This window comes from Stenotrophomonas sp. AB1(2024) (assembly GCF_037482345.1).
Classification (GTDB): domain Bacteria; phylum Pseudomonadota; class Gammaproteobacteria; order Xanthomonadales; family Xanthomonadaceae; genus Stenotrophomonas.
In genome coordinates this window covers 1944472-1958481 of record NZ_JBBHKO020000001.1, presented here as the reverse complement: position 1 = coordinate 1958481, position 14010 = coordinate 1944472, and the positions used below count along the sequence as shown (strand labels likewise).

14 protein-coding genes and 1 pseudogene are annotated in these 14010 nt (G+C 67.2%); 6 read left to right on the top strand and 9 right to left on the bottom strand.

Annotated features, from left to right (window positions below):
- The first annotated feature begins 36 nt into the window (after positions 1-36).
- Both WIX41_RS09060 and WIX41_RS09055 read left to right on the top strand, forming a co-directional pair.
- On the top strand, positions 37-1209 hold the full coding sequence (locus WIX41_RS09060; RefSeq protein ID WP_339446774.1) for a class I SAM-dependent rRNA methyltransferase: 1173 nt from the start codon (positions 37-39) through the stop codon (positions 1207-1209).
- 170 nt (positions 1210-1379) lie between these two features.
- Positions 1380-2636, top strand: a complete 1257-nt coding sequence (locus WIX41_RS09055; RefSeq protein ID WP_339446772.1) for a dipeptidase — start codon at positions 1380-1382, stop codon at positions 2634-2636.
- Positions 2637-2717: 81 nt separating this feature from the next.
- Here the strand turns inward: WIX41_RS09055 and WIX41_RS09050 are convergent, their stop codons facing one another.
- The 3 genes and pseudogenes from WIX41_RS09050 to WIX41_RS09040 form a co-directional block, all read right to left on the bottom strand.
- Positions 2718-4148, bottom strand: a complete 1431-nt coding sequence (locus WIX41_RS09050) for an amino acid permease (protein ID WP_339446770.1) — start codon at positions 4146-4148, stop codon at positions 2718-2720.
- Positions 4149-4283: 135 nt separating this feature from the next.
- A complete protein-coding gene (gene leuE, locus WIX41_RS09045; RefSeq protein WP_214902988.1) occupies positions 4284-4910 on the bottom strand; it encodes a leucine efflux protein LeuE in 627 nt (208 codons plus the stop codon).
- Positions 4911-4928: 18 nt separating this feature from the next.
- A pseudogene (locus WIX41_RS09040) lies at positions 4929-5896 on the bottom strand (LysR family transcriptional regulator); the annotation flags it as partial.
- Positions 5897-5983: 87 nt separating this feature from the next.
- Here WIX41_RS09040 and WIX41_RS09035 point away from each other — a divergent pair.
- From WIX41_RS09035 to WIX41_RS09020, 4 genes are all read left to right on the top strand, one after another.
- Positions 5984-6991 carry a zinc-binding alcohol dehydrogenase family protein gene (locus tag WIX41_RS09035; RefSeq protein ID WP_339446763.1) on the top strand — a complete coding sequence of 336 codons (1008 nt, stop codon included), beginning with the start codon at positions 5984-5986 and terminating at the stop codon, positions 6989-6991.
- Between the two features lie 58 nt (positions 6992-7049).
- A complete protein-coding gene (gene rmuC, locus WIX41_RS09030) occupies positions 7050-8513 on the top strand; it encodes a DNA recombination protein RmuC (RefSeq protein WP_339446761.1) in 1464 nt (487 codons plus the stop codon).
- Between the two features lie 70 nt (positions 8514-8583).
- Positions 8584-8976 (top strand): hypothetical protein, encoded by a 393-nt coding sequence (locus tag WIX41_RS09025; RefSeq protein WP_339446760.1) that lies wholly within the window; start codon positions 8584-8586, stop codon positions 8974-8976.
- A gap of 35 nt (positions 8977-9011) precedes the next feature.
- Positions 9012-9572, top strand: a complete 561-nt coding sequence (locus tag WIX41_RS09020; protein WP_339446759.1) for a glutathione peroxidase — start codon at positions 9012-9014, stop codon at positions 9570-9572.
- Positions 9573-9718: 146 nt separating this feature from the next.
- Here the strand turns inward: WIX41_RS09020 and WIX41_RS09015 are convergent, their stop codons facing one another.
- From WIX41_RS09015 to WIX41_RS08990, 6 genes are all read right to left on the bottom strand, one after another.
- Positions 9719-10741: an MlaA family lipoprotein gene (locus tag WIX41_RS09015; protein ID WP_339446758.1), complete on the bottom strand. Its 1023-nt coding sequence runs from the start codon at positions 10739-10741 to the stop codon at positions 9719-9721.
- A gap of 1 nt (position 10742) precedes the next feature.
- Positions 10743-11054, bottom strand: coding sequence for an STAS domain-containing protein (locus tag WIX41_RS09010; RefSeq protein WP_339446757.1), 312 nt, complete (start codon positions 11052-11054; stop codon positions 10743-10745).
- Entirely contained in the window at positions 11044-11706 is a 663-nt protein-coding gene (locus tag WIX41_RS09005) for an MlaC/ttg2D family ABC transporter substrate-binding protein (protein ID WP_339446756.1), read from the bottom strand. The genes WIX41_RS09010 and WIX41_RS09005 overlap by 11 nt, the downstream gene beginning before the upstream one ends.
- Positions 11703-12227, bottom strand: coding sequence for an outer membrane lipid asymmetry maintenance protein MlaD (gene mlaD, locus WIX41_RS09000; protein ID WP_409187475.1), 525 nt, complete (start codon positions 12225-12227; stop codon positions 11703-11705). Before mlaD ends, WIX41_RS09005 begins: the two co-directional genes overlap by 4 nt.
- A 64-nt stretch (positions 12228-12291) precedes the next feature.
- On the bottom strand, positions 12292-13041 hold the full coding sequence (locus WIX41_RS08995) for an MlaE family lipid ABC transporter permease subunit (RefSeq protein ID WP_068847974.1): 750 nt from the start codon (positions 13039-13041) through the stop codon (positions 12292-12294).
- Positions 13041-13829 (bottom strand): ABC transporter ATP-binding protein, encoded by a 789-nt coding sequence (locus WIX41_RS08990; RefSeq protein ID WP_339446752.1) that lies wholly within the window; start codon positions 13827-13829, stop codon positions 13041-13043. Before WIX41_RS08990 ends, WIX41_RS08995 begins: the two co-directional genes overlap by 1 nt.
- Between the last annotated feature and the right edge of the window lie 181 nt (positions 13830-14010).

Genomic DNA, 14010 nt, shown 5'->3' with positions numbered 1-14010 from the left:
GTCTGCCGGGCCATGGCGCCCGTCTACAATAGGCAGATGAATACTGTCCCCACTCCCGTAGTCCGCCTCAAGAACGCCTGGCGCTCCAGCCACCCGTGGATTTTCCAGAAACTGGTCGAAAAACCGGGCGTCCGCCCAAAACCCGGCGCCATCGTCGATGTGGTCGGCGTGGATGGGGAGTGGATCGGGCGTGGCTTCTACAACGGTCATTCGCGCATCGCCGTGCGTATCCTCGAGACCGACCAGCGCGTCCCCGTCGATGCCGGCTGGTTCTCGCGGAAGATCGCCCAGGCGGTGTCGCTGCGCCGTGACGTTCTGAAGCTGGACGCGATCTCCGATGCCTGGCGCGTGGTGCATAGCGAAGGCGACGGCCTGTCCGGCCTGGTGGTGGACCGCTACGGCGATCTGGTGGTGGTGGAGTTCTTCGCCGCCGGCATGTTCCGCCACCGCGAATGGGTCTACGAGGCGCTGCGCGAGCAGTTCCCGGGCTGCCGCTTCCACAGCTTCGCCGACGAACACGTGCAGAAGCAGGAAAGCTTCGACTTCCACGGCAACACCACCACCGAAGCGTCGGTCATCACCGAGTACGGCGTGAAGTTCCGCGCCGACCCGGCCGGCGCGCACAAGACCGGCTTCTTCGCCGACCAGCGCGAAAACCGCCAGTGGCTGAGCCAGGAAGTGGAAGGCAAGTCGGTGCTGGACCTGTGCTGCAACACCGGTGGCTTTGCGGTGTATGCCGCTGCGCGCGGTGCGTCGGACGTGCTGGGCATCGATATCGATGAGGACGTGATCGCCATTGCCAAAGGCAATGCGCGCCTGAACAACGTGCGCCCGCGCTTCGTGCAGTCCGACATCTTCCCGTGGCTGCGCGATGCGGCCAACCGCGGCGAGCAGTTCGACGTGGTGATCCTGGACCCGGCCAAGATGACCCGCGACCGCGACCAGGTGATCACCGCGCTGAAGAAGTACCTGGACATGAACAAGCTGGCACTCGGCGTGGTCAAGCCGGGCGGCCTGTTCGCCACGTTCTCCTGCACCGGCCTGGTGGCCGAGGACCAGTTCCTGGACATGCTGCGCCGGGCGGCCTTCTACTCCGGCCGCACCATCCAGATCCTCAAGGTATCCGGCGCCGGCCCCGACCACCCGTTCATGGCCCACGTGCAGGAATCGCGTTACCTCAAGGCCGTGTTCTGCCGCGTGCTGGATTGACCTCAGCGTGCCGACCAACGGTTGGCACATGCGGTGTGATCGGTGGTTTGGCAAAACGGGGACTGACGATCGGTAGAGCCACGCCCTGCGTGGCTGCGCGGACCCGATCGAAGCCCGGCCACGCAGGGCGTGGCTCTACGAAGTTAGACAACCCAACAAAGAGAGGCGTCATGACGTTGCGCAGTCTGTCCCTGCTGGTGTCGTTGGCGCTGTGCGCGCCGCTGTCCGCCCAAGCCATCGAGTTCAGCGCGCAGGAGCTTGCGCGCGCTGCAACGTTGCAGAAAAAGCTGCTCACCCTCGACAGCCATCTGGACACGCCGGCCAACTTCCACCGCGAAGGCTTCGACATCCAGCAGCGCCACGATCACAACGCGTTGTCGCAGGTGGATCTGCCGCGCATGCGCGAGGGCGCACTGGATGGCGGCTTCTGGGCCATCTACACCGACCAGGGCGACCGCAGTCCGGCCGCGCACCAGCACGACCGCGATGCGGGCCTGCTGCGGTTGATGGAAATCCGCGAAATGCTTGCCGCCCATCCGGACACCTTCGCGCTGGCATTGACGGCCGCCGATGCCGCCCGGATCAAAGCCGCCGGCAAGCGCGTGGTCTACATCAGCATGGAAAACGCCAGCCCGCTGGTCGATGACCCGTCGCTGCTCAGCTTCTACCACCAGGCCGGGCTGCGCCTGCTCAGCACCGTGCATTTTGCCAACAACGAATTTGCCGATTCGGCCACCGACAGCAAGGGCGCCGAATGGAAGGGCCTGAGCCCCGCCGGCAAGGCGCTGGTGGACGAGGCGGTGCGGCTGGGCATCGTCATCGACCAGTCGCACGCCTCCGATGCGGTGTTCGATGACCTGATCCAGCGCATGCCGGTGCCGTTCGTGCTGTCGCACAGTTCGGCCAAGGCGATCTACAACCACCCGCGCAACCTGGATGATGTGCGGTTGAAGCAGCTGGCCAAGGCCGGTGGCGTGATCCAGGTGAACGCTTACGGCGGGTACCTGATCGACACGGGCAAGAACGAGGCGCGCACGCAGGCCGAAGACGCGCTGATGAAGCAGATCGGCGCCAACTATGACGACCTGAGCATCGCCCAGGGCGTGGCGTTGAGGCAGAGCCTGGCGGAGATCGACCAGCGGTTGCCGCTGCGCAAGGCTACGCTGGACGACTTCTTTGCCCACTTCGAGCACATCCTGGGCGTGGTCGGGCCCGAGCACGTGGGCATCGGCCTGGACTGGGACGGCGGTGGCGGTCTGGCCGACCTGCAGGATGTCAGCGAGCTGCCGAAAATTACCGCGTGGCTGCTGCGCAAGGGGTACACCGAGAAGCAGATCGCGGGGATCTGGGGTGGCAACCTCCTGCGTGTACTGCAGAAGGCGCAGGATCATGCCGCGGTAGCGCCGGCCGTTGGCCGGCCCTCATGAACGTTGCAGCCATCGCGTAGGCCGGCCAACGGCCGGCGCTACCGGGGGCTACCGACGGTGGGTCGGTAACCCCTTGCTACCTCAACGGCCGATCAACGCATTGCGTCGGCTGTACAGGAAATACACCGCCAGGCCGATCAGGTTCCAGATCAGGAAGTACAGCTGGGTGCTGCTCGGCAGGCTGATGAACAGGTAGATGCAGCCCAGCGCGGCGGCCGGACCGATGAACCAGGCGATGGGCGTGCGGAAGGTGCGCTTGGCATCCGGCGCACGTTTGCGCATCACCACCAGGCAGATGCCCACGGCGGTGAAGGCCGCCAGCGTGCCGGCATTGGCCAGGGCGGCAATCTCGTCCAGCCGGGCCACGCCCGCCAGCGCCGAGACCACGGCGGCACTGAACAGCGTGGTGGCCACCGGCGTTCCGGTGCGCTTGTTCACGGCGGACAGGCCCCGCGGCAGCAGGCCATCGCGGCCCATGACGAAGAACACGCGGCTCTGGCCGAACAGGAAGGCCAGCAGCACGGTGGGCAGGGCAATGATGGCCACCACACCGATGATCGCGGCCGCCTTGGGATGACCCAGTTCGCGCATGATCAGGGCCAGCGGTTCGGCGCTGTGGCCGAACACGGCGTAGCTCATCGCACCGATGGCCGCCAGCGCCACCAGCATGTAGATGATCGTGCAGCCCACCATCGAGCCGATGATGCCGATCGACAGGTCACGGCCCGGGTTCTTGGTTTCTTCGGCAGCGGTGGAGATCGCATCGAAGCCGTAGAAGGCGAAGAAGATGATGGCGGCTGCCGCCATCACGCCACGCTCCACCCCGTCCGGGCCCAGCGATTTGGCGAAGCCGTGCGGCATGAACGGATGCAGGTTGGCCGAATCGAACGCGGGCAGTGCCACGGCAACGAACACGCCCAGCGCGATGATCTTCAGCACCACCAGGATCGCATTGAGCGTGGCGCTTTCCTTGGTACCCAGCATCAGGCCACCGGCCACCACCCAGGTGATGATCACCGCAGGCAGGTTGAACACGCCGCCTTCCACATGCGGGCCGGCCGACAGGGCCAAGGGCAGCCGGATGTCGATGCCGAAGTTGCCGTGTATCCACTCCAGGAACCCGACAAAGTAGCCGGACCACCCCACGGCCACGGTACTCACCACCAGCGAATACTCCAGGATCAGGCTCCACCCGACCACCCAGGCGAAAATCTCGCCCAGCGCGGTGTAGCTGTAGGTGTAGGCGCTGCCGGCGGCCGGCATCATCGTGGACAGCTCGGCGTAGGACAGCGCGGCGCAGGCGCAGACCGCACCGGCAATGGCGAAGGAGATCAGCACAGCCGGGCCGGCCAGGTTGGCACCCACGCCGATGAGCGTGTAGATGCCGGTGCCCACGATGGCACCGATACCCATTGCGATCAGGTGCGGCCAGCTCAGGGTGCGAACCAGGCTCCTGCCGGCCTCATGGACAGTGACGGAATCGAGCGACTTGCGCCGTAGCAGCGATGACATGGAACCTCACAGGGTGACGGGTTTCGACAATTTTCCGAGTGTGACCGAACGCGGCGCAGCATTACTACTGCCGGACGTCGTGAATCCCTTGACGATCATTTCAAATTGCCTGGATTGACGAATTTGGCACAACCTTCAGCCACTCAACCCCAATCGGACGCCAAACCCGATCAGGAAAACCCCCGCCACGCGTTTCAGCAGCACGCCCACACGTGGGTGCTGGATGATCCGACGCCGCAGCAGGTTGCCCACCCCGATCAGCACCGAGCAGTACGCCAGGCTCAGCACGAAGATCAGCGTCGCCATGGTCGCAAACGTCACCACGCCCTGGTGCCGCGCCGGGTCGATGAACAATGGCAGGAACGCCATGTAGAAGATGATCGCCTTGGGGTTGAGCAGGCTGATCAGCACCGCCTGGCGGAAGTAGTGGCCCGGCTGCAGCCGGATGCCACCGGTTTCGCCGCTGGGGGGCGCCGGCCGCAGCAGGCCGATGCCCACCCACACAAGGTAAGCCGCGCCGAGGTACTGCACGGCATGGAACACCAGCGGGTTGGCCCTGAGCAGGGCGGCCACGCCGGCCACCGCCAGCCACATCAGGATCTGGTCGCCCAGCAGCAGCCCGAACAGGGCGGTGTAGCCGCCGCGTACGCCGCCGCGCCCGGTGGCGGTGAGCAGGGTGAAGGTCCCCGGGCCCGGCAGCGCCAGGAACACCAGCACGGCAACGACAAAGGTCCACAGGTCCTGGATGCCCATCCACGGCATGGCGGCGACTCGACTACAAGGGGGGCCGCCATTGTCGGCTACCCGGCCCGGTGCCGACAGGGTTAGGGCGCGCGCCCGGGCAGATCGGCCAGCATCGGCTGCAGGCGTTCGGTGCACAACGCATGCAATTGGCGGATCGCGGGCGAAAACTGCTTGCGGTGCGGGCACACCAGGTTCAGCGGCAGGCTGTCGCCTGCGCCCCCCATCAGCACCTGCAGGCGCCCGGCGCGCACGTCGTGCGCCACATCCAGCCACGACTTGAACACGATGCCTTCGCCGGCCACCGCCCAGCGCCGCACCACGTCGGCGTCATCGCACACCAGCTGGCCGCGCACCGGCACCAGCACGCGCCGCCCGTCCTGTTCGAAGCTCCAGCGGTCATAGGGGCGCCCGGCCAGCTGGTAGACCAGGCAGTGATGGTCCTTGAGCGCCTCCAGCGAGGTGGGCGTGCCATGTCGCTCCAGGTAGGACGGTGCGGCCACCAGCACGCGGCGGTTGTCCGGCAGCAACGGCAGCGCCACGTAGCTGGCGTTGTCGAAGCGGCCCAACCGGAACGCGATATCCACAGGATCGCGGAACACGTCGGCCACCTGGTCGGACAGCAGCAGGCGCAGCTGCAGCTTCGGGTGCGCGGCGCGGAACTCGGTCAGCCACGGCAGCAGAACATTGCGGCCCAGGTCCGACGGGGCGGCTACCTGCAGCACGCCGCGGAGTTCGGCGTCTTCGCCGCGCACCCGCGCCTGGCCCTCGTGCAGCGTATCCAGCAGGTCCTGGGCATAGGGCAGGTAGAGCACGCCTTGGGCCGTGAGACGCAGGCTGCGGGTGGAGCGCACGAACAGGCGCAGGTCCAGTTCGCGCTCGAGCCGGGCCACCGCCGCAGCCACCTGGCCGGGCAGCAGGTCGGCCTCGCGCGCTGCGCTGGAGAAGCTGCCCAGCGCGGCAGTACGGACGAACAGCTGCAGATCCTCGAAGCGGATCATTTTCATTCCAGGAGTGAAAGTGCTGCTGCATTCTGCGCCTTTCTGGCAGGGGCAGGACAGGCGACCCTGAGCACCTCATTCAAGGACTTCGCCATGAAAGCCATTGCCTACACCCAGAACGGACTGCCGATCACCGAACCGACGGCGCTGGTGGACATCACTCTGCCGGTGCCGACCCCGGGCCCGCGAGACCTGCGCGTGCAGGTCCGCGCGGTCTCCGTGAATCCGGTGGACACCAAGATCCGCCGTGGCGTTGCCGTCGAGGCACCGCGCGTGCTGGGCTGGGACGCGGTGGGCATCGTGGATGCGGTGGGCAGCGAGGTAACCCTGTTCCAGCCCGGCGATGCGGTCTTCTATGCCGGCGACATCAACCGCCCGGGCAGCAACGCCGAGTACCAGCTGGTGGATGAGCGCATCGTGGGCCGCAAGCCGGCCAGCCTGGACGATGCGGCCGCCGCCGCGCTGCCGCTGACCGCCATCACCGCCTGGGAGTTGCTGTTCGACCGCCTGCGCATCGCCGAGGGCGGTGGCGAAGGCCAGACCCTGCTGGTGATCGGAGCGGCCGGCGGCGTCGGCTCGATCCTGGTGCAGCTGGCACGCAGGCTGACCCGGTTGACGGTGATCGGCACGGCCTCGCGCCCGGATACCCAGGACTGGGTATACGCGCTGGGTGCCCACCACGTGATCGACCACAGCCAGCCGCTGACCGAAGGTCTGGCGCGGATCGGGATCGAGAGCGTCACCCACGTGGCCAGCCTCACCCACACCGACCAGCACTACGCGCAGATCGTCACCGCGCTGGCGCCGCAGGGACAGCTGGCACTGATTGACGACCCGGGCCAGCTGGATGTCATGGCGCTCAAGCGCAAGAGCCTGTCGCTGCATTGGGAATCGATGTTCACCCGCTCCAGTTTCAGCACCCCCGACCTCCAGCAGCAGCATGTACTGCTCAACCGGGTGGCCGAACTGGTCGATGGCGGGGTGCTGCGCACCACGCTGGGCGAAAATTATGGCCGGATCGATGCGGCCAACCTGCGCCGCGCGCATGCCCACATCGAAAGCCACCGCGCGGTGGGCAAGGTGGTGCTGGAAGGCTTCTGAGGCGGCTTGGAGAAGCGTAGGCGCAGCGGATGAGACCGGCTCGGCCTACACTTCCGCCATGCAACCTGAATTCCTCATCCTTGGCGGCCTGCTGTGTGCCGTCCTCATCCTGCAGCTGGTGGTCCTGCTGCGGCGTTCCGGCCATGGCGACCTTGAGCAGACCCTGCGCGAGGAAGCGCGGATCGGCCGCAGCGAACTGCGCGAGCAGCTCGAAGGGCTGGGCCGGCAGCAGGATGCGCGGCTGGAAACCTTCGCGCGCGCGCTCACCGACCTGTCCACCCGCACCGACCAGCGCCTGGACCTGCTGCGCGATGCACTGGGCGAAGACGCGCGCAAGGGGCGGGAGGAAGCCGGACTGGCCCAGCAGCGCAGCGACGCGCACATGGCCGCACTGCGCCAGACCCTGGCCGACGATGCCCGGCTGGGCCGCGACGAAACCGGGCAATCGCAGCAGCGCCTGGCCGAGTCGCTGGGCCTGCGCCTGCAGGAGCTGACCCAGCGCAACGAGCAGCGCATCGGCGAAATGCGCACCACGCTGGAGCAGCAGCTGCAGAACCTGCAGGCCGACAACGCGCAGAAGCTGGACCAGATGCGGGTGACGGTCGATGAGAAACTGCAGACCACGCTGGAAGCCCGTCTTGGCGCATCGTTCCAGCTGGTGTCCGACCGGCTCGAGCAGGTCCAGCGCGGGCTGGGCGAGATGCAGCAGCTGGCCACCGGCGTGGGCGACCTCAAGCGCGTGCTGACCAACGTCAAGAACCGCGGCAGCTGGGGCGAAGTGCAGCTGGACAACATCCTGGAGCAGACCCTCACCCAGGAACAGTACGCGCGCGGCGTCAAAGTGCGTCCGGACAGCGGCGAAATGGTGGACATCGCGGTGCGCCTGCCCGGGCGTGGCCATGACGACACCCCGGTGTGGCTGCCGATCGATTCCAAGTTCCCGCGCGAGGACTACGAGCGCCTGCTGGATGCGCAGGAGCAGGGTGACGCGGACGGCGTGCGCGTGCAGGGGGCGCAGCTGGAACGTGCGATCCGGATCCAGGCCAAGTCGATCTGCGACAAGTACATCGTGCCGCCGCACACCACCGATTTCGCGGTGATGTTCCTGCCCACCGAAGGGTTGTACGCCGAGGTGATCCGCCGCCCGGGGCTGGTGGACCTGCTGCAGCGCGAGCACCGCGTGGTGGTGGCCGGGCCGACCACCGTCACCGCGCTGCTCAACAGCCTGCAGATGGGCTTCCGCACGCTGGCCATCGAACAGCGCTCCAGCGAAGTGTGGAGCCTGCTGGGCGCGGTGAAGAGCGAGTTCGGCAAGTTTGCCGGCATCCTGGAAAAGGCCGAAAAGCAGATCAGCACGGTCGGCCGCAGCCTGGGCGAGGCCAGCCGCAAGACCCGTACCATCGAACGGCGCCTGCGTGGGGTGGAATCGCTGGGCAGCGAGCAGACCGAGCAGCTGCTGGGCGATGAAAGCGGTGACGATGAAGAGCCCGGCCTGGACGACGCTTCGGCCACGCCGGAGTGAAACACGTTGGCGACACACTGCATGCGCGCGGCCGCGTGCCTGTCTTCTTTTTCCCTCCAGGATTGAACCGATGCGCCTTACCTTGATGTTGTCCCTGATGCTGGTACTTGCCGGCTGCAGCAGTGCGCCGACCGCCGGCGATGCCGCCGCGAGCGCACCGACCACCGCGGCAGTCGCCGATAACGCCGATGCCGCCACCGAGGCCAGCTGCGCGGCGGCCGGCGGTGAACTGAAGCCGCTTGGCCGCCTGCAGCGTGTGCAGTGCGTGGTGCCTTATGCCGATGCCGGCAATACCTGCAGCGCCAAGTCGGATTGCAGCGGACAGTGCCTGGCGCAGGGCGAAACCGAACTGGTTGCGGGTGCCAGCGCACGCGGCGTGTGCCAGCGCGATATCAGCCAGAATTTCGGCTGCCGCCAGCGCATCGACAACGGCGTGGCCCAGGGCACGATCTGCGTCGATTGATTCCATTTTCCTTTCCACCTGCACAGGATGCATCCGTGAGCCAGACCGTCTACGACATTCCCGTTTCCACCATCGAAGGCCAGGCCAGTTCGCTGGCCGATTATCGCGGCAAGGTGCTGCTGGTGGTCAACGTCGCCTCCAAGTGCGGCCTGACCACGCAGTACGAAGGCCTGCAGGCGCTGTATGCCGACAAGCACGCCGCCGGACTGGAAGTGCTGGGTTTCCCGGCCAACAACTTCCTGGCCCAGGAGCCGGGCAGCGATGCGGAGATCCAGCAGTTCTGCCAGCTGGAATACAACGTGAGCTTCCCGATGTTCGCCAAGATCAGCGTGGCCGGCGGTGACATCCACCCGCTCTACCAGCAGCTCACCCAGGCCCAGCCGGCCGCCACCGGCGAAGGCCCGATGCGCGAGAAGCTGCAGGGCCTGGTGACCAAGTACCCCGATCTGGCCGTCAACCCCGCCCCGGCGGTGCTGTGGAACTTCGAGAAGTTCCTGATCGGTCGCGACGGCCAGGTCATCGCCCGCTTCGCACCGGACGTGCCGGCCGACGACGCCCGCCTGGTTGCCGCCATCGACGCCGCGCTCGCCGCCTGATTCCCCGGAATCGCCTGGGCCGGCCAACGGCCGGCGCTACCGGCAGCGCACATCCCGAGCCGTCGTAACCGGCAACGCATGATCCGGCAGGTACCATCGTTGGTGGGTACGCTCCAAAAAAAACCCCGCCGAAGCGGGGTTTTTTCTTAGTTGCCCCAGTCGGGCATCGGCATTGCGTCGACCGGGATCGGCGCGCTGTCATCGGCGTCGTGGCCGCGTTCACGCCTGCTGCGCAGATCGTTCTGGATCTGGTAGTTGCGGCGTTGCAGCCAGGCATCGCGGGTCAGTGCGTACTCGTCCACGGCGTTGTCGCGGATGTCGTCCAGCGCCAGCAGCTGCGAACGCATGTCCACCAGCTGCAGGCCCTGCAGGGTGATGCGGATCTTGTCTTCCTCGATCGTGCGGATCGGCGAGAGCGGGATGTCGCCGGCCAGGCCGAACACATCGCGCACCGTACGCGGGCCGAAGAACGGCAGCTCCACGTAACGCGAGCTGCGCCAGCCCCACGCACCCAGGGTCTGGCCGAAGTCCTCGCTGCGGCGCGGCACCAGCGCGCGGCTGGCCGGATCGAACAGGCCGCCGATACCCAGCGTGGAATTCATCAGGAACCGGCCCAGGCTGTCCCAGGCATCGCCCGGGCGACCCTGCAGCAACTGGTTGGTGATGGTCACCGGTGCGCGCAGGTTGCTGAAGAAGTTGGTCACGCCGGTACGCGCGAAGCGCGGCACCACGTTGGTGTAGGCCGTGGCCAGAGGGCGGGCCACGGCGCGGTCGACCACGTTGTTGAACGCATGCACGCGGCGGTTGAAGCCTTCCCACGGATCATAGGGCGAGCGGCCCGGTTCGGCACCGTCGGCGGTCGGCGCCGGACCGCCGTAGAGCGCGGCGAAATCGTCTTCGGCACCGGTCGGCGCTGCTTCGGTACTCGTGGCCGGCGCTGCGGCGCCTTCGACGCCTTCCGTGGAAGCGACGGGCACTGCAGCGGCGTTGCTGGCATCGGCAGTGGCCGTTGCGGGTGCATCGGTGCCTGCGTCACTGGCAGCAGCAGGCGCCACGGCAGCGGGCGGTACGGCCACGCTGGCCGGTGCGCTGTCGCGGGCCGGCTTGGCCGCACAGGCGCTGAGCGCCAAGGCCAGCAGGAGAAGGGAGGCGGTGCGTATGACGTTCATGTCAGCTCGCGGCAGTAGGGGCATTGAAATCCAGGGATGGCGCCAGCCGGTAGGCGGCGCCGAGTTCGTTGAAGCCGGCAGGCGTGCCGTTGAGGACCAGCGCACGCCCGTTGTTGCGGGCACGCGCAGCCAGCTCGGCCAGCAGCGCCAGGCCGGCACTGTCCACGCGGGTCACCGCGCCCAGGTCGAGCTGCGACACGCTGTCGGGCAGGGCCTTGAGCTGCGGCCACAATGCCACCACCGCGTCGCGGTCCAGCACGCCCGTGATGCGGGCGCGCGGACCGTCCAGCTGCAGGGTGGCGTTACTTGCCATTGCCGGCAGGCCCGGCCTGCATCGAGCCGCTGCGCAGGTCAGCGGCTACCTGCGAGATCGACTTCTGGCGCAGCGGAGCATCAAACTGGGTCTTGAAGGTCTGCACATAGGAGATGCCTTCGATCTGCACATCGAAGATCTTCCACTGGCCGCCGTTGTTGCGCATCAGGTACTCCACCGGGGTCGGTTCGCTGCCCGGGCGCACCAGCTCGGTGGACACCTTCACGCCACGGTTGCCCGGCAGCGGCTGCTCGCCCTTCAGGCGGAAGCTGGGTTTGCCCTGGATGTTCAGCAGGGCCGAACCGTAGCGCTGCATCAGGTTGTCGGCCATGGCGTCGGCAAACAGCTTCACGTCGGCGTCGGAGGCGCCACGGCCGTGCACGCCCAGCACCAGACGCGCGGCATAGTCGCGATCGAAGGTCCTGGTGAGCTCACCGTTGATGAAGCTGCGCAGCGCGGTCGGGTTGCTGCGGAATTCGCCGCCGCGTTGCTGCAGCGTGGTCAGGATGCGCGTGCTGGCGTCCAGCACGACCTTGCCGGCCTGCCCCTGCGGGGCGGCGGCCGTGGCCGGTGCGGCCTGGGCGAACGACAGCGAGGGCACGGTGGCGAGCAGCGCCGACACAAGCAGCGCCGGAATCAGGGTCTTTTTCATTTCTGCGGTTCCGTTGCCGGCGCTTCCGCGCCGGGAGCTTCCTGGGAAGCGGCGCCGGCATTGCCCGGGCCGCTGAACATGTACTTGCCAACCATCTGGATCAGGTCCACGGCCGGCTGGGTGAAGACGATCTCGTCGCCGGACTTGAGCACTTCCGGGTCACCGCCCGGTTGCAGTCCGATATAGCTTTCGCCGAGCAAACCGCTGGTGAATATGCCGGCGGAGGTGTCGGCCGGCAGATCCTTGAACTTCGGGTCCAGCTTAAGGATCACGATCGAATCGAAGCGGGTCGGGTCCAGGTCGATGTTGCCGACCTGGCCAACGACCACGCCGCCGATCTTGACCGGGGCCTGCTTGCGCAGCTGGCCGATCTGGGTGAAGCGCGCCTTGAGCTCATAGCCTTCGCTGCCGAAGCCCCAGCGCTGGTTGGTGGACGCCATCGCCAGCACCAGCAGCGAGGCCAGCGACAGCAGCAGGAACGCGCCGACGGAAAATTCGAGTCTGGGACCGCGGATGGCCATGTTCATCTCACCGTATCTGATCAGGTGCCCGAAGCCGAAGCCCAGGCGAAAGGTTGTTTGGGCGTCAGCGGAACATCATGGCCGACAGCACGAAGTTGAACATCAGCACCAGCAGCGAGGCGTTCACCACCGCACGGGTGGTGGCCACGGAGGTGCCCTCGATGGTCGGCTCGGCGTGGAAACCCACGTACGAAGCCACCAGCGCGGCGGTGCCGCCGAAAATGGCCGACTTCAGCATTGCCACGCCGAAATCGTCCCAGAAATCCACGCTGTTGCTCAGCGCCGACCAGAACACACCGTTGTCCAGGCCCAGCACGTGCACGGCCTCGAAGTAGCTGGCGCTGATCGCCAGCGAACAGAAGATGCCGGTCAGCAGCGGCACGGTCAGCACCGCCGCCCAGAAGCGCGGTGCCACCACCTTGGCCACCGGATCGATCGCCATCAGCTCCAGCGCCTTGATCTGGTCGGTGGCGCGCATCAGCCCCAGTTCGGCGGCAATGGAACTGCCGGCGCGGCCAATGAACAACAGCGCGGTCAGCACCGGCGCCAGTTCGCGGTACAGCGACAGGCCGAGCAGGGTGGACAGCGCATCGGCCGCGCCGAACGTGGTGAGCGTGCGGTAGCCCTGCAGGGTCAGCACCAGGCCGACGAAGGCGCCGCCCACGGCGATGATCGGCAGCGAACGCGCCCCCACCTTGTAGATCTCGCGGGTCAGCTCGGCCAGGAAATCGGCCGTTGGCAGCGAACCGCGCAGCACGGTCAGCGAGAACAGGCCGGCGCGGCCGAGCGAGCGGGTGCTTTCAACGAACGGCATCAGGCCACCTTCGCGCGTGGCGCGGCATCGAACGGGATCGGGCCGTCCGGCTGCCCGTGCAGGAACTGGCGCAGCAGCGGATCCTGGCTGGACTCGAGCGCGGCCGGGCTGCCCTGGAAGACCACGCCGCCATTGGCGATCGCAATCACCTGGTCGCAGATCGGCAGGGTCTCGTGCACGTGGTGGCTGACGATGATGCTGGTCAGGCCGAGGCTGTGGTTGAGGCGCTGGATCAGGCTCATGATCACGCCGCTGGCGATCGGGTCCAGCCCGGTCAGTGGTTCGTCGTAGATCATCAGCGGTGGGTCCAGTGCCAGCGCGCGGGCCAGCGCCACCCGGCGCGCCATGCCGCCGGACAGTTCGCGCGGCCACGCATCGGCGGCGGCCAGCAGGCCCACCGCGTGGAGCTTCATGTCCACCAGCCGGCGCAGCACCGGGGCCGGCAGCCGGGTATGGGTGCGCAACGGCAGCGCCACGTTCTCGGCCACGGTCAGGTCGGTGAGCAGGCCATTGCCCTGCAGCAGCACGCCCACGCTGCGGCGCATCGCACGCAGGGCGCTGCTGCCGGTGGGAATGGGCTGGCCAAACAGGGTCACGCTGCCGGCCACCGGGCGCAGTTCACCGGTCAATGCGGCCAGCAGCGTCGACTTGCCACTGCCCGACGGACCCAGCACGGCGGTGATGCTGCCGCGCGGTACCGACAGCGAAACGTCGCGCAGGATGGCGCGACCGCCGCGGTCGATACGCACGTTGTTCAACTGCACCAGCGGTTCTTCGGAAGCCGTCATGGACGCCATTAACAAAATTCCAACGTTGTAAGATCGTGGTGAACGGCTGAACATAACCGAACTGGACCGTGCAGTATTGTCGCATGCCCGGCCGCCCAGCCCCGCCACAGCAGGGTTGCGGGGCCGCAACAGTGCGTGTCGTCGCATTCCGCGCCAGTGGCCACAGGCGTCACCCGGCCAT

Excerpts from the sequence above, each read along its gene's own strand:
- WIX41_RS09060 (WP_339446774.1), top strand. The coding sequence starts at position 37 with ATGAATACTGTCCCCACTCCCGTAGTCCGCCTCAAGAACGCCTGGCGC.
- WIX41_RS09015 (WP_339446758.1), bottom strand. The coding sequence starts at position 10,741 with ATGAACGTCATACGCACCGCCTCCCTTCTCCTGCTGGCCTTGGCGCTC.
- WIX41_RS09055 (WP_339446772.1), top strand. The coding sequence starts at position 1,380 with ATGACGTTGCGCAGTCTGTCCCTGCTGGTGTCGTTGGCGCTGTGCGCG.
- WIX41_RS09050 (WP_339446770.1), bottom strand. The coding sequence starts at position 4,148 with ATGTCATCGCTGCTACGGCGCAAGTCGCTCGATTCCGTCACTGTCCAT.
- WIX41_RS09005 (WP_339446756.1), bottom strand. The coding sequence starts at position 11,706 with ATGAAAAAGACCCTGATTCCGGCGCTGCTTGTGTCGGCGCTGCTCGCC.
- mlaD (WP_409187475.1), bottom strand. The coding sequence starts at position 12,227 with ATGGCCATCCGCGGTCCCAGACTCGAATTTTCCGTCGGCGCGTTCCTG.
- rmuC (WP_339446761.1), top strand. The coding sequence starts at position 7,050 with ATGCAACCTGAATTCCTCATCCTTGGCGGCCTGCTGTGTGCCGTCCTC.
- WIX41_RS09025 (WP_339446760.1), top strand. The coding sequence starts at position 8,584 with ATGCGCCTTACCTTGATGTTGTCCCTGATGCTGGTACTTGCCGGCTGC.
- WIX41_RS08995 (WP_068847974.1), bottom strand. The coding sequence starts at position 13,041 with ATGCCGTTCGTTGAAAGCACCCGCTCGCTCGGCCGCGCCGGCCTGTTC.
- WIX41_RS08990 (WP_339446752.1), bottom strand. The coding sequence starts at position 13,829 with ATGACGGCTTCCGAAGAACCGCTGGTGCAGTTGAACAACGTGCGTATC.
- leuE (WP_214902988.1), bottom strand. The coding sequence starts at position 4,910 with ATGCCGTGGATGGGCATCCAGGACCTGTGGACCTTTGTCGTTGCCGTG.
- WIX41_RS09035 (WP_339446763.1), top strand. The coding sequence starts at position 5,984 with ATGAAAGCCATTGCCTACACCCAGAACGGACTGCCGATCACCGAACCG.
- WIX41_RS09010 (WP_339446757.1), bottom strand. The coding sequence starts at position 11,054 with ATGGCAAGTAACGCCACCCTGCAGCTGGACGGTCCGCGCGCCCGCATC.